This is a genomic window from Ancylobacter sp. (assembly GCF_965229075.1).
Lineage (GTDB): Bacteria > Pseudomonadota > Alphaproteobacteria > Rhizobiales > Xanthobacteraceae > Ancylobacter.
Map to the genome: position 1 here is coordinate 1,728,153 of NZ_CBDDIO010000002.1, position 21,791 is coordinate 1,749,943.

Below are 21,791 nucleotides of genomic sequence, written 5' to 3' on the forward strand. Positions count from 1 at the left end.
CCCCCGTCGCTGACGCAGCGTCCGGGCCACAGGATCGCCACAGCGGCGCGCTACCCGCTGCCCCGACACCGACATGCGCACGAGGCCTGCGCGCCCCGTGCCGCGCCCGACGTGCTCCAGCGAGATGTGCCCCATGCGCTCCATGATCCGTATCTGCGCCGCCGCCCTGCTGCTCCTGCCGGCGGGCCTTGCCCTGGCGCAGGTGCCGCCGCCGCCCTTCGCGCCGGTGCCGCCGAAGAAGCCGGCCTCGATGCGCACCGCCCAGGCCGGCCCGGCCGCGGGCGCGGATTCCGGCATCCAGGTCGCGGCGGCGGCCAACCAGCGCGCGGCGGCCGAGACGGTCCAGCGCATCAACGACTATTTCAACAGCTTCAAGACGATGATCGGCGACTTCGTGCAGGTCGATCCGGACGGCACGCGCCAGCAGGGCCAGTTCTACATCCTCAAGCCCGGCCGGGTGCTGTTCGAATATGAGGCGCCGAGCCGGATCGAGCTGGTGGCGGACGGGCGCTCGGTGGCGGTGCGCGACAAAAGGCTGAAGACGCAGGACATCACCCCGCTCTCGGCAACGCCGCTGCGCTTCCTGCTGTCGGAGAATTTCAACCTCGCCCGCAACGCCAATGTCACCGGCGTCTATCAGGACGACGTGTTCGCCACCGTGGTGATCGAAGAGAAGCAGCCCATGGTCGGCACCTACCGGCTGATGATCATGTTCGACGCCAAGACCATGCAGCTCAAGCAGTGGACCGTCACCGACCCACAGGGCTACGACACCACCGTCGCGGTCTCCAACCTCGACACCTCCCAGCGCCCGGACCCGATGATGTTCGTCATCAACCGGAATTGACGGTAGCCGAGGCACGGAGTGAGAGATAGCCGCACGCGTCTCCCTCACGACCGGGCTTGAACCGGGCACCCAGGTCGCTGAAGCCCGGGCATCTGTTCGCGCTCAACGGCGCGCCGCAAGGGCCCCCCGGGGCAAGCCCGGGGATGAGGGGCGTGGCGGACGAGGGGGCCTTGGTGAGGGCGCGCGGCGGCGATGACGGTGCCGCGCCGTTCACCTTCGGCGGAACATGCTCTAGTGTCGCCGCCGATTCCCGCCCCTCGACAGGTCTTCCCGCTTTGCCGCTCTCCATCGCTACCTGGAACATCAATTCGGTGCGCCTGCGCATCGGACTCGTCGCCAAGCTCGCCGAGGAACACCAGCCGGATGTCATCTGCCTGCAGGAGACCAAGACGCCGGATGACCGCTTTCCGCTAAAGGAGGCGGCAAAGTTCGGCTATCCCCACGCCGCCATCCATGGCCAGAAGGGCTATCACGGCGTTGCCATCCTCTCGAAGCGGCCCTTCGAGGATGTGAGCCGGCAAGGCTTCTGCGACATGGGCGATGCGCGGCATATTTCGGTGGTGCTCGGCCGCGAGGCGGGGCTCTCGGCGCCGCTCACCATCCATAATTTCTACATCCCCGCCGGCGGCGATATTCCCGACCCTGACGTGAACGAGAAGTTCCGCCACAAGCTCGCCTTCCTCGATGAGGCGACCGCCTGGGAGCACCTGCACCCGCAGGATCCCGCCGCGCGTTCGGTGCTGGTGGGCGATCTCAACATCGCGCCGCTGGAAGCGGATGTGTGGAGCCACAAGCAGCTGCTCGACGTGGTCAGCCACACGCCGATCGAGGTCGACAAACTGGCGAAGCTGCAGGCGGCCGGGAACTGGGTGGATGTGATGCGCAACTTCATCCCGCCGCAGGAGAAGCTCTTCACCTGGTGGAGCTACCGCGCCGCCGACTGGGCGGCTTCCAATCGCGGCCGGCGGCTCGATCATGTGTGGGCGACGCCGGCGCTGGCGCCGACCGCCCGCGCGCTGACCGTGCTGCGCGAGGCGCGCGGCTGGGAGCGGCCTTCCGACCATGTGCCCGTGATCGCCACTTTCGACGCCTGACGGGGCGACGCGCCTGCGCGGCGGGCCTCGCCTTTCCGCAAGCGGCGTTATAGGTTGCGCCTGAACCCGATCCGACCCAGCCGAGGAAGCCTCCTTGTCCCGCGCTCTCTCCCGCCTGTGCCGCACCTTCGCTCTTACGCTCGCGCTCGGTGGCGCGCTGGCGCTGGGCGGCTGCGGTGTGAAAGGCCCGCTGGAGCCGCCGCCCGGTTCGCCGCAGGCGCAGCCCGGCCCGGACGGCAAGGTGCCGAAAGATACCGGCCCGGTGAAGCCGAAACAGCCTTTCATCCTCGACGGCCTGCTCTGACCACCGAAGCGCCATGCACCATTTCGCCTATCGTGACGGCATCCTCCATGCCGAGGATGTGAGCCTTGTCGATATCGCCCGCGCGGTCGGCACGCCGTTCTATGCCTATTCCACGGCGACGCTGGAACGGCACCACCGGGTGTTCACCGACGCCTTCGCCGATATGCGCACCACGCTTTGCTACGCGGTCAAGGCCAATTCCAACCAGGCGGTGGTCCGCACCTTCGCCAAGCTCGGCGCGGGGGCGGACATCGTCTCCGGCGGGGAATTGAAGCGCGCGCTCGCGGCGGGCGTGGAGCCGCACAAGATCGTGTTCTCCGGCGTCGGCAAGACCCGCGAGGAAATGGCGGCGGCGCTCGATGCCGGCATCATGTGCTTCAATGTCGAGAGCGAGCCGGAATTGCTCACCCTCTCGGAAGTCGCGGTGAGCCACGGGGTGGCGGCGCCGATCTCGATCCGCGTCAACCCGGACGTGGACGCCAAGACCCACCACAAGATCTCCACCGGCAAGTCCGACAACAAGTTCGGCATCCCGGTGTCGCGGGCGCGCGAGGTCTATCGCCACGCCGCCGCCCTGCCGGGGCTGCGCATCACCGGCGTCGACATGCATATCGGCAGCCAGATCACCGATCTCGGCCCGTTCGCCAACGCCACCGCGCTGCTGGTGGAACTCGCGCGCGACCTGATGGCCGAGGGGCATCCGCTCACCCATCTCGATCTCGGCGGCGGACTCGGCGTGCCCTATGTCGCCGGCGAGGCGGAGCCGCCGCTGCCCTCCGCCTATGCAGCGCTGGTGAAGCGGCACACGCATAATCTCGGGCTCGGCCTCGTCTTCGAGGTCGGGCGCATGCTGGTGGCCAATGCCGGCATCCTCGTCGCGCGCGTGCTCTATGTGAAGGAAGGCGAGGGCAAGCACTTCGTCATCGTCGACGCGGCGATGAACGACCTCATCCGCCCGACGCTTTATGACGCGCATCACGAAATCTTGCCCGTGCGCGAGGCGGCGCCCGGCGAGGGGCAGATGGTCGCGGATGTGGTCGGCCCCGTGTGCGAATCCGGCGATTTCCTGGCGCTGGGGCGGCGCCTGCCGGGGCTGAAGGCGGGCGATCTCATCGCCGTCATGACCGCCGGCGCCTATGGCGCGGTGCAGGCGTCCACCTACAATACCCGCGCGCTGGTGCCGGAAGTGCTGGCGCGGGGCGGGGAATTCGCGGTCGTGCGTCCGCGTGTCGAGGTGGATGAGCTGATCGCGCTCGACCGGATTCCCGGCTGGCTGGCCTGAACGGCCGCCGGCCCGCGCGGCCACATTCGCCGCCGCGCCCGCTCACAAGGTGATGATGGCGTGAGCCTGCCCGTTCCGGCGGCAGGACTGGCGCGCCGGCCTCGCCATGTTAAGGTGACCTTGGGGCTGGTGTGGACCTGAGAGCGTCGGAGGTCGGCCGCGTGACGGCAACACCGGATGGAACGGAAGGCGAGGGCCGCCCGGCGGCGGAGGTGAACGCGCGCGCCGACAGGGCGCGGGCCGATGCCCGGCTGCAGGAATTTCGCCCGCAGGAATCGCGTTCGGCCGAGCCCGGCACCGCCGAGGCGCGCATGGGCGTGGCGCTGCGGCGCGCGCGCGGCGTGCTGCTGTGGGAGCGGGTCTGGCCGGCCATCGTCGCCGTCGCGGCGGCGCTCGGCGTGTTCCTCATCGCCTCCTGGCTCGGCCTGTGGCTGGCGCTTCCGCCGCTCGGCCGCATCCTCGGCCTCGCTCTCTTCGCCGCCCTGTTCGCCCTGGCGCTGGTGCCGACCTTCCGTATTCGCCCGCCTTCCGCCGGCGAGGCGCTGTCGCGGCTCGACCGCGAGAGCCATTTGCCGCACCGGCCGGCCACCGCCCTTTCCGACCATCTCGCCTCCAAGCCCGACGATCCCGTCGGCGCCGCGCTGTGGCGGGCGCATCTGGCGCGGATGGCGGCGCAGATCGGCAGCCTGCGCGTCGGCATGCCCGCGCCGGGCGTCGCCGCCCGCGATGGGCGGGCGCTGCGGGCGCTGGTGCTGCTCGGCGTGATCGCTACCTTCTTCATGGTGCCGGGCGAGCATCTGCGCCGCATCGCCTCTGCCTTCGACTGGGCGGAGCTGGTGCCGCCCAAGCCCTACCGCGTCGATGCCTGGGTGACCCCGCCGGGCTATACCGGCCGTGCGCCGATCCTGCTGCCGGGCCTGCGTTCGCAAGAGGTGGCGCAGGGAACGGCGGCCGCACCGCCGGACGCCGGCGGGACTTTTGAAGCGAGCGCGATGACCGTGCCGGCCGGCAGCGAGCTGGTGGTGCGCATCATCGGACTGGCGGACGCCAAACTGGTGACGCAGGGCGGCCTCGCCGCCGCCGTGCCTAGGGAAGGCGAGGCGGCCACCGCCGCTTCCGCCCCGGCGCCGGCCGCCTCCGCTCCTGCTGCGACCCCGCCCGCCTCTGGCGACGAGCGGCGCTTCGTTATCGCTGCCGATGGCAGCGCCCGCATCGAAGGGCCGGACGGGCGCTTCGTCTCCTGGCATTTCCGCGCCCAGCCGGACGCGCCGCCGACCATCGAGCTGACCAAGGAGCCGCAGGCCTCCGGCAACAACGCGCTGTCGCTGAGCTACAAGGCCGAGGACGATTACGGCATCGCCAGCGCCGAGGCCCGCTTCACCGCCCTGCCGCCGGCCCCGCCGCTGCACGCGCTGAAGAATGCGCCCGCGCCCGCCGCGCCGCGCCCGCTGATGGAGGCGCCGAACTTCCCGCTACCGCTGGTCGGCGGCCGCTCCCGCGCCGCGACCGGGCAGACCACCAAGGACTTCACGGAGAATCCCTGGGCCGGCACGAAGGTGGAAATGGTGCTGGTGGCGCGCGACCAGGCCGGCAATGTCGGCCAGTCCAAGCCGCGCAGCTTCACCCTGCCTCAGCGCAGCTTCTCCAACCCGCTGGCGCGGGCGCTGATCGAGGAGCGGCGGCTGCTGGCGCTCGACGCCAATGAGCGCGAGCGGGTGCAGGCCGCCCTCGACGCGCTCGCCATCGCGCCGGAAGTGTTCACGCCGGAACCCTCGCATTATATGGGCCTGCGCACGGCCTATTTCCGCCTCGCCAATGCCCGCAGCGACGAGGATCTGCGCGGCGTGGTCGACTATCTCTGGGAAGTCGCGGTCCGCATCGAGGATGGCGACCTCTCGGATGTCGAGAAGCGGCTGCGCGACGCGCAGCAGGCCTTGCAGAACGCGCTGGAAAACAACGCCTCCGAAGAGGAGATCGCGCGGCTGACGCAGGAACTGCGCGACGCCATGAATGAGTTCATGAAGGCGCTGGCCGAGGAAGCGCAGCGCAACCCGAACCGCGCCAACAACCAGCCGATGGACCCCAACACCCGCACGGTCCGTCCGCAGGACCTGCAGAAGATGCTCGACCGCATCGAGGACATGGCGAAGAACGGCGCCCGCGACGCGGCCAAGCAGATGCTGAGCGAGCTGCAGAACATGTTGAACGGCCTGCAGGCCGGGCGGCAGCAGCAGCGCCAGCAGCAGGGGCAGAGCCAGATGTCCCAGTCCATGGACCAGCTGGGCGATATGATCCGCCGCCAGCAGCAGCTGCGCGACCGTACCTTCAAGGAGGGGCGCGAGGGCCAGCAGGACCAGGCGTTCAACGAGCTGAAAGAGAACCAGGAAAAACTGCGCGAGCAGCTGCGCCAGCTGCGCGAGAAGATGCAGCAGGCCATGCGCGACCGGGGCCAGCAGGGCCAGCAAGGTGAAGGTCAGCAGGGGCAGGGCCAGCAAGGCCAGCAGCAGGGCCAGGACGGCGAAGGCCAGCAAGGGCAGGGTCAGCAGGGCCAGCAGGGACGCGGCCAGGGTCAAGGGCAGGGTCAGGGCATGCCGGGCGACGCTGGTCTTGGCCAGGCCGAACAGGCGATGCGCGAGGCCGAGCAGGCGCTGGGCGAGGGCGACGGCACCGGCGCAGTGGACGCCCAGAGCGAGGCGCTGCAGGCGCTGCGCCGCGGCGCCCAGCAGATGGCCGAGGCGATGCAGCAACAGCAGGGCGGTCCCGGTGGCGAGGGGCCGGGCGGCCCCTCCGGCCAGACCGCCGAGCGCACCGATCCGCTCGGCCGGCCGATGCGCTCGCGCGACTATGGCGACGACAACACGGTGAAAGTGCCGGAAGAGATCGACATGCAGCGCGCCCGCCGCGTGCTGGAGGAGCTGCGCCGCCGCTTCGGCGAGCCCGACCGGCCGCGCCTCGAACTCGACTATCTGGAGCGGCTGCTGCGCGACTTCTGAGGTCGGTCCGTCATCCCGGGACGGCCGCAGACCGTATCCGGGATCGGCTGCCGATGCTGGCAAGCATGCTCGGCAGGCGGGCTCGGGAAGGCGATCCCGGCTCTCCGCTTCGCTGCGGCCGGGATGAGCTCGGGACATGCGTGCCGGCGCGTGCCGCCGCCGCTATTTCTCCGCCTCGGGGATGTAGCCGATGAAAGGCAGCTGGCGGAAGGCGTGGGAGACATCCATGCCATAGCCGACGACGAAATAATCCGGGCATTTGAAGCCGACGAAATCGGCCTCGATCTGCACGGCGCGCTTGTGCGGCTTTTCCAGCAGCACGCACACCATCACCCTGCGCGCCCCGCGCGCCGCCAGCAGGTCCTTGGCGAAGGCCAGCGTGCGGCCGGATTCGAGGATGTCGTCGATCAGCAGCACGTCGCGCCCGCGCACATCGGTTTCGATGTCGCGCAGCACGGTGACATGGCCGGAGGAGATGCGGGCGTCGCGGTAGCTCGACAGGGTGATGAACTCCACCTCCGGCGCGAGCCCGGCATGGTGCATGGAGCGGATGAGATCGGCGGCGAAGACGAAGCTGCCCTTGAGCACCGCGATCACCACCAGCTTCTCCGGCGCCGCCTCGACGATCTCCTCGACCAGCTCGCGGTTGCGCTCGGCAATGGTGGCGGCGTCGAACAGCACTTCGATCCGGGCATCGTGATAGGGATGCCCGGCCTCGGTGGCGGTCGCGGCGGTATTTTCTTCGGTCATCGGCTTCCTCTTGCGCGGCAGGTGACGCACCCTGTGTTTTGCCGGCAGGATGAACGGGCCGTCCTCGCGCGTCCAGCCTGGTTTCCCATTACCGGCCCGCGCGGCCTGTCTTTTGCGACGCCGCGCACACGCTATGTTAGAGGTCGCGCCATCAGAATCAGCGGGCGGCATGTCCCGTCGAAGGATTGAGTCTTGGTTCGCTTCGAAAATGTCGGCCTGCGCTACGGCATGGGCCCGGAGGTTCTGCGGGATGTCACCTTCGGCATTCCCCCGCATTCCTTCCAGTTTCTCACCGGGCCATCGGGCGCCGGCAAGACGACGCTGCTCCGCCTGCTGTTCCTCTCGCTGCGGCCGACGCGGGGGCTCATCACCATTTTCGGGCGCGATGCCGCCAAGCTGGCACCGGACGAGACCGCGGCGCTGCGCCAGCGCATCGGCATCGTGTTCCAGGATTTCCGCCTGCTCGACCACCTCAGCACCTATGAGAATGTTGCGCTGCCGCTGCGCGTGCAGGGGCGCGAGGAGACGAGCTATCGCGCGGAAGTGACCGAGCTGCTGCACTGGGTGGGGCTGGGCGAGCGGATGCATGTGCTGCCCCCGGTGCTCTCGGGCGGCGAGAAGCAGCGTGCCGCCATCGCCCGCGCGCTGATCAGCCGGCCGGAAATCCTGCTGGCGGACGAGCCGACGGGCAATGTCGATCCCAGCCTGGCGCGCCGTCTGCTGCGCCTGTTCCTCGAACTGCACAAGAGCGGCACCTCGGTCCTGATCGCGACCCATGATATCGGGTTGATGGACCAGTTCGACGCGCGCCGCCTCGTCATCAATCAGGGACGCCTGACCGTCTATGACTGACCAACGACCCACGTCATCCGGACGGCTGGCGACGGTAGCCGGGCGCCTGCGGGCGCCGGCCGCGCCCGACGCCGAGCGGGCGACCCGCCCCGGCCCCGGCGCCCCCGCGGTGAAATCGGCGGCGCAGCGCCCCATCGTGCCCAGCACGACGGTGACGACGCGGGCGCTGATCGCGGTCATCGCCATCATGACCTTTCTCGCCGGCATCACCATCGGCGCCGTCTCGGCGGTGAGCAATGTCGCGGCGGAATGGACCGCCGACATCGCCCGCGAGGCGACGATCGAGATCAAGCCGGGCGATGGGCTCGATCTCGACGCCGCGCTGGCCAAGGCGGTGGAACTCGCCAAGGCGACGCCGGGAATCGCAGATGCCAAGGCGCTGGACCCCGCCGCCACTGCCCGTCTGCTGGAGCCCTGGCTCGGCGCCGGGCTCGACCTCGCCAATCTGCCGGTGCCGCGGCTGGTCACGGTGACGCTGGCCGCCTCGGCGGATGCGCAGACCCTGCCCGCCTTGCGCGAGGCGCTGACGCGGCAGGTGCCTTCCGCCAGCCTCGACGATCACCGGCTCTGGGCCGAGCGGCTCGCCGCCACCACGCGTACCGCGATGACCATCGGCCTTGCCGTGCTGGCGCTGGTCGCCACCGCCACCGTGCTGTGCGTGACGGTGGCCACCCGAGCGGCGGTGGAGGCGGCGCGCTTCGTGGTGGAGGTGCTGCATTTCGTCGGGGCGCGCGACACCTTCATCGTGTCGGAATTCCAGCGCCACTTCCTGACCGTCGGCCTCAAGGGCGCGGCGGTCGGCGGTGGCGCGGCGGTGGCGCTGTTCTTCCTCGGCTCCACCGTCCCGTCCTGGCTGCGCGTCGACCAGCAGATCGACACCTTTGTCGGCGCGATGACCATCGACGCGCGCGGCTATGGCGGCATTGTCGGGGTGGCGGTGCTGGTGGCGCTGGTGACGACGCTGACCTCGCGGCTGACCGTCTACCGCACGCTGCGCGGCATCAGCTAGGGCGCGCGTCGTGTCCATGCTCTCCCCTTCCGATCCCGCCCGCGCGCCCATGCCCGGCCGCTCCCGCCGCTGGCTTTGGCTGTGGATCCTCGCGGCCGTGCCGCTGGCGGCGCTCCTCGGCCTGCTCATCGGCTTCGCTGTCTTCGTCGCCGGGATCGAAGGCCGCGAGGCGCAGGCGGGGCGGGCGGCGGACGGCATCGTGGTGCTGACCGGCGGATCCGAACGCATCGCGGAAGCCACCAATCTCCTGCTGGAAGGGCGTGGCAAGCGCCTGCTCATCACCGGCGTGCATCCCGACACCACGCTCAATGAGATCGTGCGCACCGTGCCGGCGACGCGCGAGGCGCTGGAATGCTGTGTCGAGCTCGGCCGCTCGGCGCTGAACACGCAGGGCAACGCCATTGAGGCCGGCGAATGGGCCAAGGCACAGCATTTCCGCTCGCTGCTGGTGGTCACCTCGGCCTGGCACATGCCGCGCGCGCTGGTGGAACTGCGCCGCACCACGCCCGGAATCACGCTGGTGCCCTATCCCGTCGTGCCCCGCCGCGCGGAGGAGAACAGCGGGCCGACCTTGGCCGGCCTGCGGCTGCTCGCGGTGGAATATGTGAAGTTCCTCGCCGCCTCGCTCGGGGTGCGCGCCTGGCCGGCGGTGACATCGCAAATGCGTGAAACGGGGCGGTTACCAGCCCCTTAACGCGGCTTGTCAAGGGAACCTTCAGCATCTTCGCGGATTCCTCCACAGACAGTGTTGACGCCGAAACCAGATGTTCTAGATTTGTTCCATGATGACACGCGACACCACCCGCTTTGATTCGCTTGAGGACGCCGGCCCGCTCAGCGCCAGCGGTTTGCTGGCGCGTCGCTTCCGCCTCTGGCGCGGCACCGATGGCCGCCGGCAGGTCTATTCCGTCTATGCCGCGGAGGAGGCGCCGGACTATCCCGCCGCCGTCGCCATCGCGGTGCGGATGGAAGGCACGCGCCGCATTCCGGTGTGGGCCGGCCCGGCCGGGGCGAAGGCCCGCAGCGCCGCCATGGCCACCGGGGCGCAGGAAATCCATCTGCGCGTGCTGCCCGACGCCGAGAGCGGCACGCTGGCGCCGATGTGACCGGCCCGTCCGGGCCTAGAGCCGGGCGACCAGCCAGCTGATCTCCGCGTCGCGAATGCCAAGCTCGGCAAGATGCCGGGCGGTGGCGGTGACGTAATCCGCATTCGGCCCGCCCACGCCGTGCCCTTGGCGGATGAGGTGGAGCCGCTCCTCGGCCGTGATCTGCCCGGCATATTGCGCGTGGCCGCGATCGACCAGAAACACCACCGCCGGCACGGCGCGGGTGCTTCCGTCCTTCAGCCACACCCGCCGCACGGCTTCACGATAAATATTCGTGACCTGCTCGCGCTCGCGCAGATAGGCGAGCGTCGCCTCCGCCTGTTCCGGCGCGACGCGGAAGGCGATGCCGACGCAGGCGCCGCCACGGTCGAGGCCGAGCACCAGGCCGGGCTTCTCCGGCGTTCCCCGCCAATGCACCGATTTCACGCAGAAGGAACGATGCGCGCCGATGAGCTTGCCGGGCACGCGCTCCTCATAGGCGAAGCCCGGATTCCACATCAGGGAGCCATAGCCGAACACCCAGAGCGGTTCGCCGGGGGTGAGGGAATGGATGGCGTGGCCGGCGGACATGGCGGGCACCTGCGAGGCTTTGACGACGGACGCGGGCGGGGGGAATCGGCGCCGCCGCCGCGCGCCGCTTCTGCTTGCCCGGCTCCGCGTTCTGGCGCAAGCGCCGCGCATGACCTAAACCCACACTGGGCCCGTGCCGGGAACCCATGGCGCCCTCGCGCCTTAAGCCTGCCGTATCGGCGTCCGAGCCTGCGCCTGCCCGCCACTGGAGTCCGCCCATGACCTCGTCCGATGCCCGCCCCGCCCCGGCCGCCTCCCGCCGCCGGTGGCTGATCGCGCTGCCCTTCGCCGCGCTGGTGCTGCTGGGCATTGGTTGGTCCTTCGTCTGGCAATGGAGCGCCGGCCGGGCGGAGGCGGAAATCGACGCCTGGATCGCCCGCGAGGCGGCGGAAGGGCGGAACTGGGCCTGCGCCAGCCGCGAATTCGGCGGCTTTCCCTTCCGCTTCGAACTGATCTGCAACGCGCCCACCGTCACCTTCACCGGCCCGGAGCCGTGGACCGCGCGCATGACCCGCGCCCATGCGGTGGCGCAGGTGTGGAACCCCCAGCACATCATCGCCGAGTTCGAGGGGCCGTCCGTGCTGACGCAGGGCACAAGCGGGCGCGAGATCACCGCGACCTGGTCGCTGCTGCAGGTGAGCGGCGTGGGCCGCGAGGGCCGCGCCGAGCGTGTCTCGATCTCGGCCAATGATTATTCGCTCGCCGAGGGCGGCACGACGGTGTTCTCCGCCCGCCATGCCGAGTTGCATGTGCGCCACCATCCCGGCGAGGCGGCCGGCACGCTCGACATCGCGCTCGGCTTCACCGGCGCCAGCGGCATGGCGCTGAGCGCCACGCCCCGCACCGCCGGCGTCGCTGCCGCCCAGGCGGCGGCACAGGCCGCGAAGTCGGTCGATGGCGAAATGCAGGCGAGCGTGACGCAGGTGCCGCCCTTCCGCTCCATGCCCGCCGCCGAGCGGCTGGCGCTGTGGCAGCAGGCCGGCGGCCGGGTGCAACTGCAGATCGCCCGCATCACCGGCGGCGGCGGAGCGCTGAGCGCTTCCGGCGAGCTTGGCCTTGATGCCCAGCGTCGCCCGGACGGGCGGGTCGACCTTGCCGTGGTGAAGGCGCAGCCCTTGTTCGCGGCGATGGCGGCGGCGGGGCTGCTGCCGGATTTCCTCGCCAATCTCGCGCCTGCGATGATGATGGCGGGGATGCCGACCACGGTGGACGGGCAGAAGGCGAGTTCCTTCCCCTTCGTGTTCCGCAACGGGCAGGTGATGCTCGGCGTGCTGCCGCTGGGCAAGATCGGCCCGCTGTACTGAGGCGGTCGTCATCGCGGACGGCCGTAGCCCGATCCGGGATCGCGCGGACGTGCAACGATCCCGGCGCGGCGGCTGCGCCGCCGGCCGGGATGACGCCTTTGCCGTCACACCGCGAAGATGCTGGCTCCCGTATCCGCCGTGCCGACCGAGGCGCGGAAGGCGGCGAACAGTTCGCGCCCGACGCCGACATGCGAGGGGGCGAGGTTGGCCGGAGCCGGCGCGCGCTCCGCCCATGTTTCCGGCTCCACCAGCACGGTGAGCGTGCCGGCCACCGCGTCGAGGCGGATCAGGTCGCCATCGCGGATAAGGGCGATGGCGCCGCCATCGGCGGCTTCCGGGGTGACATGGATCGCCGCCGGCACCTTGCCGGAGGCGCCGGAAAGCCGTCCATCGGTCACGAGCGCGACCTTGTGCCCGCGATCCTGCAGCACGCCGAGCGGCGGCATCAGCTTGTGCAGTTCCGGCATGCCATTGGCCTTCGGTCCCTGGAAGCGCACCACGGCGATGAAGTCGCCGGTGAGCGATCCGGCCTTGAACGCGGCCTGAAGTTCCTCCTGGCTGTGGAAGACCCGAGCCGGCGCCTCGATGATGTGGCGTTCGGCAGCGATGGCGGAGGTCTTGATCACCGCCCGGCCCAGTTCGCCGGACAGCAGCTTGAGCCCGCCGGTGGGCTGGAAGGGCTCGCCGGCCCCGCGCAGCACGGCCGCGTCGCCGCTCGCCTCGGCGCCCTCGCGCCAGCCGAGCGTGCCGTCCTCGCGCAGCACCGGCTCCTGCGTGTAGGCGCCGAGCCCGCCGCCCCACACGGTTTCCACATCCGCGTGCAGCTTGCCGTCGGCAAGAAGCTCACGGATGACGAAGCCCATGCCGCCGGCGGCGTGGAAATGGTTCACGTCGGCCTTGCCGTTGGGATAGACGCGGCAGAGCAGCGGCGTCACCTCGGCGAGGTCGGAGAAGTCGTCCCAGGTCAGTGTGATGCCGCCGGCCGCCGCCATGGCGACGATGTGCAGCGTGTGGTTGGTCGAGCCGCCGGTGGCGTGCAGGCCGACAATGCCGTTGACGAAGGCCTTCTCGTCCAGCATGCGGCCGACCGGGACATAATCATTGCCGAGCGCGGTCATCGCCATGGCCCGCTCCGCCGCCGCCGTGGTCAGCGCCTCGCGCAGCGGCGTGTTGGGGTTGACGAAGGAGGCACCGGGCAGATGCAGGCCCATGATCTCCATCATCATCTGGTTGGTGTTGGCGGTGCCGTAGAAGGTGCAGGTGCCCGGCCCGTGATAGGACTGGCTTTCCGCCTCCATCAGCGCGTCGCGCCCGACCTTTCCTTCGGCGAAGAGCTGGCGGATCTTCGCCTTTTCGTCATTGGGCAGGCCGGACGTCATCGGCCCGGCGGGGATGAACACCGCCGGCAGATGGCCGAAGGCCAGCGCGCCGATGACGAGGCCGGGCACGATCTTGTCGCAGATGCCGAGAAATACAGCGGCGTCGAAGGTCTGGTGCGACAGGGCGACGGCGGTGGAGAGCGCGATCACGTCGCGCGAGAACAGCGACAATTCCATGCCGGCCTCGCCCTGAGTGACGCCGTCGCACATAGCGGGCACGCCGCCCGCCACCTGCGCCGTGCCGCCGGCGCGGCGGGCGGCGGCGCGGATCAGCGCCGGATAGGTCTCATAGGGCTGGTGGGCGGAGAGCATGTCGTTATAGGCGGTGACGATGCCGAGATTGGCGCCGGTGCCTTCGCGCAGCATCGCCTTGTCCGAGGGGCCACAGGCGGCAAAGCCGTGCGCCTGGTTGGCGCAGCCGAGCTTCGCCCGGCTCGGCCCGCGCTGGGCGGCCTCTGCGATCCGTTCGAGATAGCGCGCACGGGCGTCGCGCGAGCGCGTGGCGATGCGCGCGGTGACCTCGCCGATGCGGGCATTCACATGGGACGGAATGGCAGTGGCCATGCGGCTCTCCTCAGGGTCGTCGGCGGCCGGCAGGTCCGGCCGGTCTTCGGTGGCGGCGGCCCGGGCGGGCCGCCGGAACGTGTGCCCGGCTTACGGGCACCAGAAGATGTCGAGCGCGGGCTTCGCCCGCAGCACGGCGCGGATCGGCATCTCGGTCGCCGGGCCGTCGCCGAGCGCCTTTTCCAGCACCGGCTTCTTGGCCTCGCCCTCGATATGCAGCGCCAGCGCGTCGGCGGCGAGCAGCACCGGCAGGGTGAGGGTGATGCGCGGCTCGCCGGCATCGGGCGCGCGCATGGGGATGAGGCCGAGAGGCGCGTCGGGGTCGATGGCCTCGTTCAGATGGTCGCCGCCGGGAAAGAAGGAAGCGGTGTGGCCGTCGTCGCCCATGCCGAGAATGGCGCAGGCGAGCGGCCAGGAAATATCTTCCAGCGCCTCGTTGACGGCGAACAGCCCGTCCTCCGGCGTCGGCGCGTCATTGGCGAGCGGCACGAATTTCGCGCCCGCCGCCTTGTTCTGGAGCAGATGCTGGCGCACCAGCCGCGCATTGGAGCGGTCGGAGGTTTCGCGCACCCAGCGTTCATCGACCAGGGTGACGGCGATCTTGTCCCAGGGAAGGTCGCGGGTGGAGAGTTCTTCGAAGAAGCGGGTGGGCGTGCGCCCGCCGGAGACGGCGAGGCTGGCCATGCCGCTGCGGGTGACGCGGGCGGCGAGCGCCGCGCTGGCGAAATCGGCGACCGCGCGCGCCACCTCGGCGCTGTCCTTCAACTCGTGCAGTTCCGGCATGCCCGGCAGTCTCCCTCTCGTGCCGGCCTGCGGCCGGCGCCTCTACGGATCGCGGCGCCCGAGGCGCCTGCGCTCAGTATAGGGCAGTTGTGCGACGACCGGAGGCCGGCCGCCGCACGTCTGGTTGAGCGCCCACGGGTCCCGGCGGGGCGCGGTGGTCACGGCCGGCGCCGTTCAGGCGCCGTCCTCAAGCCCAAGGCGCCGCTCAGGCGCCGTCTTCCAACCAAAGGCGCCGTTCAGGCGCCGTCTTCCAGCCACGTGCGGCCGTCGCGTTCGATGAGGGCGATGGCGGCCGAGGGGCCCCAGGTGCCGGCGGTGTAGGGGCGGGGCGGCTCCTTGGCGTTGCGCCAGGCTTCCAGGATCGGATCGACCCATTTCCACGCCGCCTCGACCTCGTCGCGGCGCATGAACAGGGTCTGGTTGCCGCGCACCACATCGAGGATCAGCCGCTCATAGGCGTCCGGGTTGCGGACCTTGAACGCCTTGGCGAAGCTCATGTCGAGCGGCACATGGGTGAGGCGGATGCCGCCGGGGCCGGGGTCCTTGATCATCAGCCACAGCTTCACGCCTTCGTCCGGCTGCAGGCGGATGACGAGGCGGTTGGACTCGATGGGGCCGACATTGGCGTCGAACACCGAATGAGGCACCGGCTTGAAGCCGACCACGATCTCCGAGACGCGCGAGGCGAGGCGCTTGCCGGTGCGCAGGTAGAACGGCACGCCGGCCCAGCGCCAGTTCTCCACCTCCGCCTTCACGGCGACGAAGGTCTCGGTGCTGCTGGTGGACGAGCCGAGCTCGTCGAGATAGCCGGGCACCGCACCGCCCGCCGAGGCCCCGGCCCGGTACTGGCCACGCACGGTGACGGCGGCCATGTTCTGGTCGTCGATGGGTTTGAGCGCGCGCAGAACCTTGAGCTTCTCGTCGCGCACCGCGTCGGCGTCGAGCGAGGCGGGCGGTTCCATGGCGACGAGGCAGAGCAGCTGCAGGATATGGTTCTGCACCATGTCGCGCATGGCGCCGGCCGTGTCGTAATAGCCGGCGCGCTCCTCCACACCCAGCGCCTCGGCGACCGTGATCTGCACATGGTCGATATGGGCGTTGTTCCACAGCGGCTCGAACAGGGCGTTGGCGAAGCGCAGCGCCATCAGGTTCTGCACCGTCTCCTTTCCGAGATAGTGGTCGATGCGGTAGACGCGGTCTTCCGGGAAGATGCGGCCAACCTGCTGGTTGAGCGCCACGGCCGACTTCAGATCCTTGCCGATCGGCTTCTCGATGACGACGCGGCCCTTCTCGGCAAGACCGTATTTCCCCAGCCGTTCGCAGATCGGGCCGAAGAGATGCGGGGCGGTGGCGAGATAATAGACCGGGATATGCTCGGGGAAGGCCTCGACGCGCTGGGCCAGTTCCGACCAGCCGCCGTCGGCGTCGGCATCGGCGGCGACATAGGAAAGGCGGGCGAGGAAGCGGTCCACCTCCGGCCCTTCCAGCTCGCTGCCGGGAATGTGGTCGGTCAGCGCCTGCCGGGCGAAGGCGCGGAACTGCTCGTCGCTGAGCGCGCGGCGCGACACGCCGATAATGGTCGCGTCGTCGGGAAGCTGCCCGTCGAGATCGCGATGAAACAGGGCGGGAATCAGCTTGCGGCGCGCAAGGTCGCCCGTCGCCCCGAAGACGGTGAGGGTGAAGGGCGCCACCGGAATTACGCGGCTGGTCATATGGACTGTGTCTCCATGGCGTCCCGCGGCGGGACGGGAGGTGGGTCGGTCCGTCTCGTGCCCCTGGGGGCGGGGAGTCGTTTCACGCGACTCCTAGCAAAAACGATTCCGCGCCGCGACCGGCGCGGGTGGCCTGTCGCGGTCGTCGGGTGGGGCGGGGGAGGGGGCGATTCAGCGGTGGCTCTCCCCTTCCGCCCGTTCGGAGCACGTGTTGCAACGCAACAATATGGCGAGAAAGTGGGCGAGTTCGGGGCGAAATTGGGCGGAAGGCGGCTGTCCAAGTATTCGCGTCGCACGCCGTCAGGACGATGGGGCGAGGCCGATCTTCGCGACGAGCACGGGACGACTTAAGGGAAATGCCCCGGGATGGTGCTCAAGTGCCGACGAAAAAGGCTTTTTACTCAATGGTTTGAGTAATAACGTATTCGTACGCACTTTATAAAGTATGCCGTATGCCAGAGATGGCATGCCAAATACATAATAATCGTAATACGTAATACCAGTTGACCTTGCGATGCAACATTGAACTTTAGAATTATCGCTTGGCTTCGGCTTATTCTTGGTACAAGTTATTCCACAGAATAACCGGCGGAGAGACACAACAACGCCCCCGGCTATCGAGGTCTCGCCCCGCCAAACGGTGTGAGGCGGGGCCCAAACTAAAGAGCCGACCAACCAATGAGTCGGCCGTTCGCCAAAACCCTTTGGGAAGGAAACGCCAAATGAAACATCTGCATGCTCTCGGCCTCGGTGCCGTGACCGCTCTTGGCATGACGGCCCTGTCCATGCTGCCCGCCGCAGCCGCCTGGGAGCCCACCAAGCCGGTGGAGTTCATCGTTCCTGCCGGCACCGGCGGCGGCGCCGACCAGATGGCCCGCACGCTGCAGGGCATCATCGCCAAGCACGATTTGATGTCGACCCAGCTCGTCGTCATCAACAAGTCCGGCGGCGCCGGCGGCGAGGGCTTCCTCGACGTGAAGAGCAACAAGGGCAATCCGCACAAGATCGTCATCACGCTCTCCAACCTGTTCACCACCCCGCTCGCCACCGGCATTCCCTTCAACTGGAAGGACCTGACCCCGGTCGCGATGCTGGCGCTCGACGAATTCGTTCTGTGGGTGAACGCCCAGGAGCCCTACAAGACCGCGCAGGAATATGAGGCGGCGATCAAGGCGGCGCCGGATGGCACGTTCAAGATGGGCGGCACCGGCTCCAAGCAGGAAGACCAGATCATCACCGTCGCCATCGAGAAGGCGCTCGGCAAGAAGATGACCTACATCCCCTATAAGGGCGGCGGCGAGGTCGCGGTGCAGCTGGTCGGCGGCCACATCAATTCGAGCGTGAACAACCCGATCGAGGCCGTCTCCCAGTGGCGCGGCGACAAGGTGCGCCCGCTCTGCGTGTTCGACTCCAAGCCGCTCCCCTACACCGACAAGATTCTCGGCGATCTGTCCTGGTCCTCGGTCCCGACCTGCAAGTCGGCCGGCCTTGATGTCGAATATCTCATGCTGCGCGGCATCTTCATGCCCCCGGGCGTGAGCCAGGAGCAGGTCGCCTACTTCGTCGAGCTGTTCAAGAAGGTGCGCGAGACCCCCGAGTGGCAGCAGCTCATGAAGGACGGCGCGTTCAACCAGACCTTCATGGCTGGCGACGAGTTCAAGGCGTGGCTCGACCAGTCCGAGAAGACGCACAAGGACCTGATGACGGCGGCTGGCTTCATCGCCGGCAACTGATACGCCCTCTAAAGGCGTAGCCCCGAGCACGGCCGACCCCCTAAGGGTGATCCCTAAGAGCGATCCTCACGGGCCGGCCGCGCGATCCTCGACCGGATCGCGGCCTGCGCGGCGGGAAGGCGGAGACGGCTCCTCGTCTCCGCCGGGCCGCACCCCGGCCGGGACATAACAACAATCATTCAGCGGGCTGGCGCCAGTGTGCCGTCGACGGGCCTTGTCCCGCCGGCCCGGCTTTTGCGCGGATTTTCGGAGACATCGCGATGGAACAGTCTCACCACGGAGCCGAGTCGGGGCCCAAGCAACGCGCCGTAGAAGTCGGCACGGCGCTGCTGACCCTGATCTTCGGCCTCATCGTTCTCTACGGCAGCGTCCTCGTCGGCTTCGGGTGGGGCTCGGACGGTCCGCAAGCCGGTTTCTTCCCCTTCTATGTCGGCCTCATCATCTGCGTGTGCAGCGTCATCAATGTGGTGTCGGGGCTGCGCGAAGACCCGGATGAGCTCTTTGCCGAGAACCAGCAGCTGGTTCAGGTGCTCAAGGTTCTCATCCCCGCCTGCATCTATGTGGCGCTGGTGCCCTTCCTCGGGATCTACGTCCCCTCGGTGGCGCTCATCGTCCTCTTCATGGTCTGGCTCGGCCATTACAGCTGGCCGCTCTCCCTGGCCGTCGCCCTCGGCGTCCCGGCCTTCTTCTACGTCACGCTCGAACGGTGGTTCATGATCCCCCTCCCGAAGGGGCCGATCGAGGCCATGTTCGGTCTCTGATCCGGACAAACAAGAAGGCCACCCAAGGGGATAGCGCCCATGAACATGATTGCTGAGAATTTCACCTTCCTCTACCACGGCTTCGGCATCGCCTCCGATCCGTTCAACATCCTGCTGATGGCCATCGGCATTCTGCTGGGCGTCATCATCGGCGTGCTGCCGGGCCTCGGCGGCGCCAACGGCGTCGCCATCCTGCTGCCGCTCACCTTCTCCATGTCGCCGACCTCGGCGATCATCCTGTTGACCTGCATCTACTGGGGCGCGCTGTTCGGCGGCGCCATCACCTCGGTGCTGTTCAACATTCCGGGCGAGCCCTGGTCGGTGGCCACAACCTTCGACGGCCATCCGATGGCGCGTTCGGGGCGAGCCGGCGAAGCGCTGACGGCGGCGTTCACCTCCTCCTTCGTCGGTGCGTTCTTCGCGATCGTCATGATCACGCTGATCGCCCCGCTGGTCGCGCAATTCGCGCTCCAGTTCGGACCCGCCGAGAAGTTCGCGGTCTACTTCCTCGCCTTCGCCTCCTTCGTCGGCATGAGCAAGGAACCGCCCGCCAAGACCATCGTCTCCATGATGATCGGCTTCGCCCTGGCGGCGGTCGGCCTCGACATGGTGACCGGCCAGCTGCGCCTAACCTTCGGCATCACCGAACTGCTCAACGGCTTTGACTTCCTCATCGCGGTCATCGGTCTGTTCGGCATCGGCGAAATCCTGCTGACGATGGAAGAAGGCCTGGAGTTCCGCGGCAAGGCGGCGAAGATCGACCCGAAGGTGGTGTGGAAGACCTGGAAGACGCTTCCGCGCTACTGGATGACCTCGCTGCGCTCCTGCATCATCGGCTGCTGGATGGGCATCACCCCGGCGGGCGCCACCCCGGCCTCCTTCATGGCCTATGGTATCGCCAAGCGCGTGTCGAAGAACGGCAAGAACTTCGGCAATGGCGAGATCGAGGGCGTCGTCGCTCCCGAAACCGCCGCCCACGCTGCCGGTACTGCCGCCATGCTGCCGATGCTGGCGCTGGGCGTTCCCGGTTCGCCGACCGCCGCGGTTCTGCTCGGCGGCCTGCTGATCTGGGGTCTGCAGCCCGGCCCGATGCTCTTCGTCGAGCAGGCCGAATTCGTGTGGGGCCTCATCGCCTCCATGTATCTCGGCAACATCGTCGGCCTGATCCTCGTGCTGACCACGGTGCCGCTGTTCGCCTCGATCCTGCGCATCCCCTTCTCGATCATCGCCCCGGTGATCCTGGTGATCTGCGCCATCGGTGCCTACACGGTGAACAACAACGTGTTCGACGTGATCATGATGATGGTGTTCGGCGTCCTCGGCTACCTCCTGAAGAAGACGAACTACCCGCTGGCGCCGCTGGTGCTGGCCATCGTGCTCGGCGACAGTGCCGAGGAAGCCTTCCGCCAGGCCCTGCTGTCTTCCGGCGGCGCCATCTCGGTGTTCTGGTCGAACGGCCTGGTGTCCTCGATCATGGGTCTCGGCCTCATCGCCGGCCTGTGGCCGCTGATCGGCCTGGCGTTCAGCAAGCTGCGCGGCACCTCCGCCCAGCCGGCCTGAACCCGGTAAGCAACGGACCCGCCGCGCGGCAGCGTGCGGCGGGTTCAGCCGCGAGAAGATGATGCAACATCATCGGTCTCGGGCGCCCAGGCGAAGGGCGGGGCCAATCGCTCTTCCGCCGAATCCCTCGCCCCCGGAGAGGGAAATCGGGCCATCAACGGTCGCGGGACACTCCGGCGCCCGAGCCACGCAGCAGAAGGTGGCCGGCGGATGGAAGCGCGAACCGACGTTTCGGGGGGACGGGAGGCAACGCCAATGATCTACGCCGATACGGAGCTTCATCGCCGATGCCCAGGGCCGGTGCCCGGGCGCAGGCAGGGGATGGAAGCCTCATGATGAGCGTCGAGAGCACGATCCGCCGGGTCAATGGAGGAGCGGCCAAGCTCTCCGTGGCCCCGCTCGAAGACACCTCCACCTTCAAGAACCGCGCCTATACGGCGCTGAAGGAGGTGATCGTCTCGCTCAATATCTACGACCAGGCCGGCGAGGTGCGCCTCGACGAGCGCCAGCTGGCGCAGAGTCTCGGGGTCAGCCGCACCCCGGTGCGCGAGGCCATGGCCCAGCTGGAACGCGAGGGCTTCGTGCATTCCGTGCCCCGGCGCGGCATCTATGTGGTGCGCAAGACGCGCCGCGAAGTCATCGAGATGATCCAGGTCTGGGCGGCGCTGGAAAGCCTCGCCGCCCGGCTGATCACGGTCCATGCCAGCGACGAGGAGATCGGCCGGCTGCGGCAGATGTTCGCCTCCTTCGACGAGGCCGGCGGCCCGCATGCCAAGCTGGACGAATATTCGGAGGTGAACATCCAGTTTCACCAGACGATCATCGCCATGGGCGGCAACGGCATTCTGGTCAATCTGGCGGAAAACCTGTTCACCCATATGCGGATGATCCGTCGCAAGACCATCGGCGAGGAGAACCGGGCCGACCGCTCGATCCAGGACCATCTCGCCATCATCCAGGCGCTGGAAGCGCGCGACACCGACGCGGCCGAAGTGCTGGTGCGCAACCACGCCCTCGGCCTTGCCGACCACGTCGCGCGCTACGCCGACTATCTCGAATAGGGGCCGCGCCACCGCAACGGCGCCCCATCCAACACTCCGACCCGGCGGGTTCCTCGACCCCGCCGGGCTTTTTTGCATGGGGGACGGCGAGGTGTGGCGCGGCTGCACCGGCGCCGCGCCTTCGGTC

Annotated in this window: 19 protein-coding genes; 14 read left to right on the top strand and 5 right to left on the bottom strand. The window is 68.8% G+C overall.

Features of this window, described 5'->3' with window-relative positions; translation table 11 throughout:
* Positions 1-133 precede the first annotated feature (133 nt).
* The 5 genes from ACO07Z_RS14095 to ACO07Z_RS14115 all read left to right on the top strand — a co-directional run bounded on the left by ACO07Z_RS14095 (position 134) and on the right by ACO07Z_RS14115 (position 6,520).
* On the top strand, positions 134-847 hold the full coding sequence (locus ACO07Z_RS14095) for an outer-membrane lipoprotein carrier protein LolA (RefSeq protein WP_421699282.1): 714 nt from the start codon (positions 134-136) through the stop codon (positions 845-847).
* A gap of 275 nt (positions 848-1,122) precedes the next feature.
* Positions 1,123-1,941 carry an exodeoxyribonuclease III gene (locus ACO07Z_RS14100; RefSeq protein ID WP_421700820.1) on the top strand — a complete coding sequence of 273 codons (819 nt, stop codon included), beginning with the start codon at positions 1,123-1,125 and terminating at the stop codon, positions 1,939-1,941.
* A 94-nt stretch (positions 1,942-2,035) separates the two neighbouring features.
* Positions 2,036-2,245 (top strand): LPS translocon maturation chaperone LptM, encoded by a 210-nt coding sequence (lptM, locus tag ACO07Z_RS14105; RefSeq protein ID WP_244450247.1) that lies wholly within the window; start codon positions 2,036-2,038, stop codon positions 2,243-2,245.
* 13 nt (positions 2,246-2,258) lie between these two features.
* On the top strand, positions 2,259-3,527 hold the full coding sequence (gene lysA, locus ACO07Z_RS14110) for a diaminopimelate decarboxylase (protein WP_421699283.1): 1,269 nt from the start codon (positions 2,259-2,261) through the stop codon (positions 3,525-3,527).
* A gap of 161 nt (positions 3,528-3,688) precedes the next feature.
* Positions 3,689-6,520, top strand: coding sequence for a TIGR02302 family protein (locus ACO07Z_RS14115; protein WP_421699284.1), 2,832 nt, complete (start codon positions 3,689-3,691; stop codon positions 6,518-6,520).
* A gap of 162 nt (positions 6,521-6,682) precedes the next feature.
* Here ACO07Z_RS14115 and hpt read toward each other — a convergent pair whose 3' ends face one another.
* On the bottom strand, positions 6,683-7,270 hold the full coding sequence (gene hpt / locus ACO07Z_RS14120) for a hypoxanthine phosphoribosyltransferase (protein WP_421699285.1): 588 nt from the start codon (positions 7,268-7,270) through the stop codon (positions 6,683-6,685).
* Between the two features lie 192 nt (positions 7,271-7,462).
* Between hpt and ftsE the strand changes: the two genes are divergently transcribed.
* The 4 genes from ftsE (at position 7,463) to ACO07Z_RS14140 (ending at position 10,237) form a co-directional block, all read left to right on the top strand.
* A complete protein-coding gene (ftsE, locus tag ACO07Z_RS14125; protein WP_421699286.1) occupies positions 7,463-8,122 on the top strand; it encodes a cell division ATP-binding protein FtsE in 660 nt (219 codons plus the stop codon).
* Positions 8,115-9,131 carry a cell division protein FtsX gene (locus ACO07Z_RS14130; RefSeq protein ID WP_421699287.1) on the top strand — a complete coding sequence of 339 codons (1,017 nt, stop codon included), beginning with the start codon at positions 8,115-8,117 and terminating at the stop codon, positions 9,129-9,131. Before ftsE ends, ACO07Z_RS14130 begins: the two co-directional genes overlap by 8 nt.
* 16 nt (positions 9,132-9,147) lie before the next feature.
* Positions 9,148-9,825, top strand: a complete 678-nt coding sequence (locus ACO07Z_RS14135) for a YdcF family protein (protein ID WP_421700821.1) — start codon at positions 9,148-9,150, stop codon at positions 9,823-9,825.
* An 88-nt stretch (positions 9,826-9,913) separates the two neighbouring features.
* Complete coding sequence (locus ACO07Z_RS14140) at positions 9,914-10,237, top strand: hypothetical protein (RefSeq protein WP_244450252.1); 324 nt, start codon at positions 9,914-9,916, stop codon at positions 10,235-10,237.
* A gap of 15 nt (positions 10,238-10,252) precedes the next feature.
* Here the strand turns inward: ACO07Z_RS14140 and ACO07Z_RS14145 are convergent, their stop codons facing one another.
* The gene (locus ACO07Z_RS14145) at positions 10,253-10,807 is read right to left on the bottom strand and encodes a gamma-glutamylcyclotransferase (RefSeq protein ID WP_421699288.1); all 555 of its coding nucleotides are present in this window, start codon (positions 10,805-10,807) and stop codon (positions 10,253-10,255) included.
* Positions 10,808-11,025: 218 nt separating this feature from the next.
* Here ACO07Z_RS14145 and ACO07Z_RS14150 point away from each other — a divergent pair, with 218 nt between their 5' ends.
* Positions 11,026-12,111 carry a DUF2125 domain-containing protein gene (locus ACO07Z_RS14150; protein ID WP_421699289.1) on the top strand — a complete coding sequence of 362 codons (1,086 nt, stop codon included), beginning with the start codon at positions 11,026-11,028 and terminating at the stop codon, positions 12,109-12,111.
* A 104-nt stretch (positions 12,112-12,215) separates the two neighbouring features.
* On the opposite strand, the gene edd is transcribed toward ACO07Z_RS14150, so the two are convergent.
* From edd to zwf, 3 genes are all read right to left on the bottom strand, one after another.
* The gene (gene edd / locus ACO07Z_RS14155) at positions 12,216-14,054 is read right to left on the bottom strand and encodes a phosphogluconate dehydratase (protein ID WP_421699290.1); all 1,839 of its coding nucleotides are present in this window, start codon (positions 14,052-14,054) and stop codon (positions 12,216-12,218) included.
* A 90-nt stretch (positions 14,055-14,144) separates the two neighbouring features.
* The gene (pgl, locus tag ACO07Z_RS14160) at positions 14,145-14,837 is read right to left on the bottom strand and encodes a 6-phosphogluconolactonase (protein ID WP_421699291.1); all 693 of its coding nucleotides are present in this window, start codon (positions 14,835-14,837) and stop codon (positions 14,145-14,147) included.
* Positions 14,838-15,073: 236 nt separating this feature from the next.
* On the bottom strand, positions 15,074-16,549 hold the full coding sequence (gene zwf, locus ACO07Z_RS14165) for a glucose-6-phosphate dehydrogenase (protein ID WP_244450257.1): 1,476 nt from the start codon (positions 16,547-16,549) through the stop codon (positions 15,074-15,076).
* Between the two features lie 722 nt (positions 16,550-17,271).
* Here zwf and ACO07Z_RS14170 point away from each other — a divergent pair.
* The 4 genes from ACO07Z_RS14170 to ACO07Z_RS14185 all read left to right on the top strand — a co-directional run bounded on the left by ACO07Z_RS14170 (position 17,272) and on the right by ACO07Z_RS14185 (position 21,664).
* A complete protein-coding gene (locus tag ACO07Z_RS14170) occupies positions 17,272-18,282 on the top strand; it encodes a Bug family tripartite tricarboxylate transporter substrate binding protein (RefSeq protein WP_421699292.1) in 1,011 nt (336 codons plus the stop codon).
* Positions 18,283-18,542: 260 nt separating this feature from the next.
* A complete protein-coding gene (locus ACO07Z_RS14175; protein ID WP_421699293.1) occupies positions 18,543-19,043 on the top strand; it encodes a tripartite tricarboxylate transporter TctB family protein in 501 nt (166 codons plus the stop codon).
* A gap of 45 nt (positions 19,044-19,088) precedes the next feature.
* Positions 19,089-20,603: a tripartite tricarboxylate transporter permease gene (locus ACO07Z_RS14180; protein WP_244450821.1), complete on the top strand. Its 1,515-nt coding sequence runs from the start codon at positions 19,089-19,091 to the stop codon at positions 20,601-20,603.
* Positions 20,604-20,935: 332 nt separating this feature from the next.
* Positions 20,936-21,664 (top strand): GntR family transcriptional regulator, encoded by a 729-nt coding sequence (locus ACO07Z_RS14185; RefSeq protein WP_370874165.1) that lies wholly within the window; start codon positions 20,936-20,938, stop codon positions 21,662-21,664.
* The last annotated feature ends 127 nt before the right edge of the window (positions 21,665-21,791 follow it).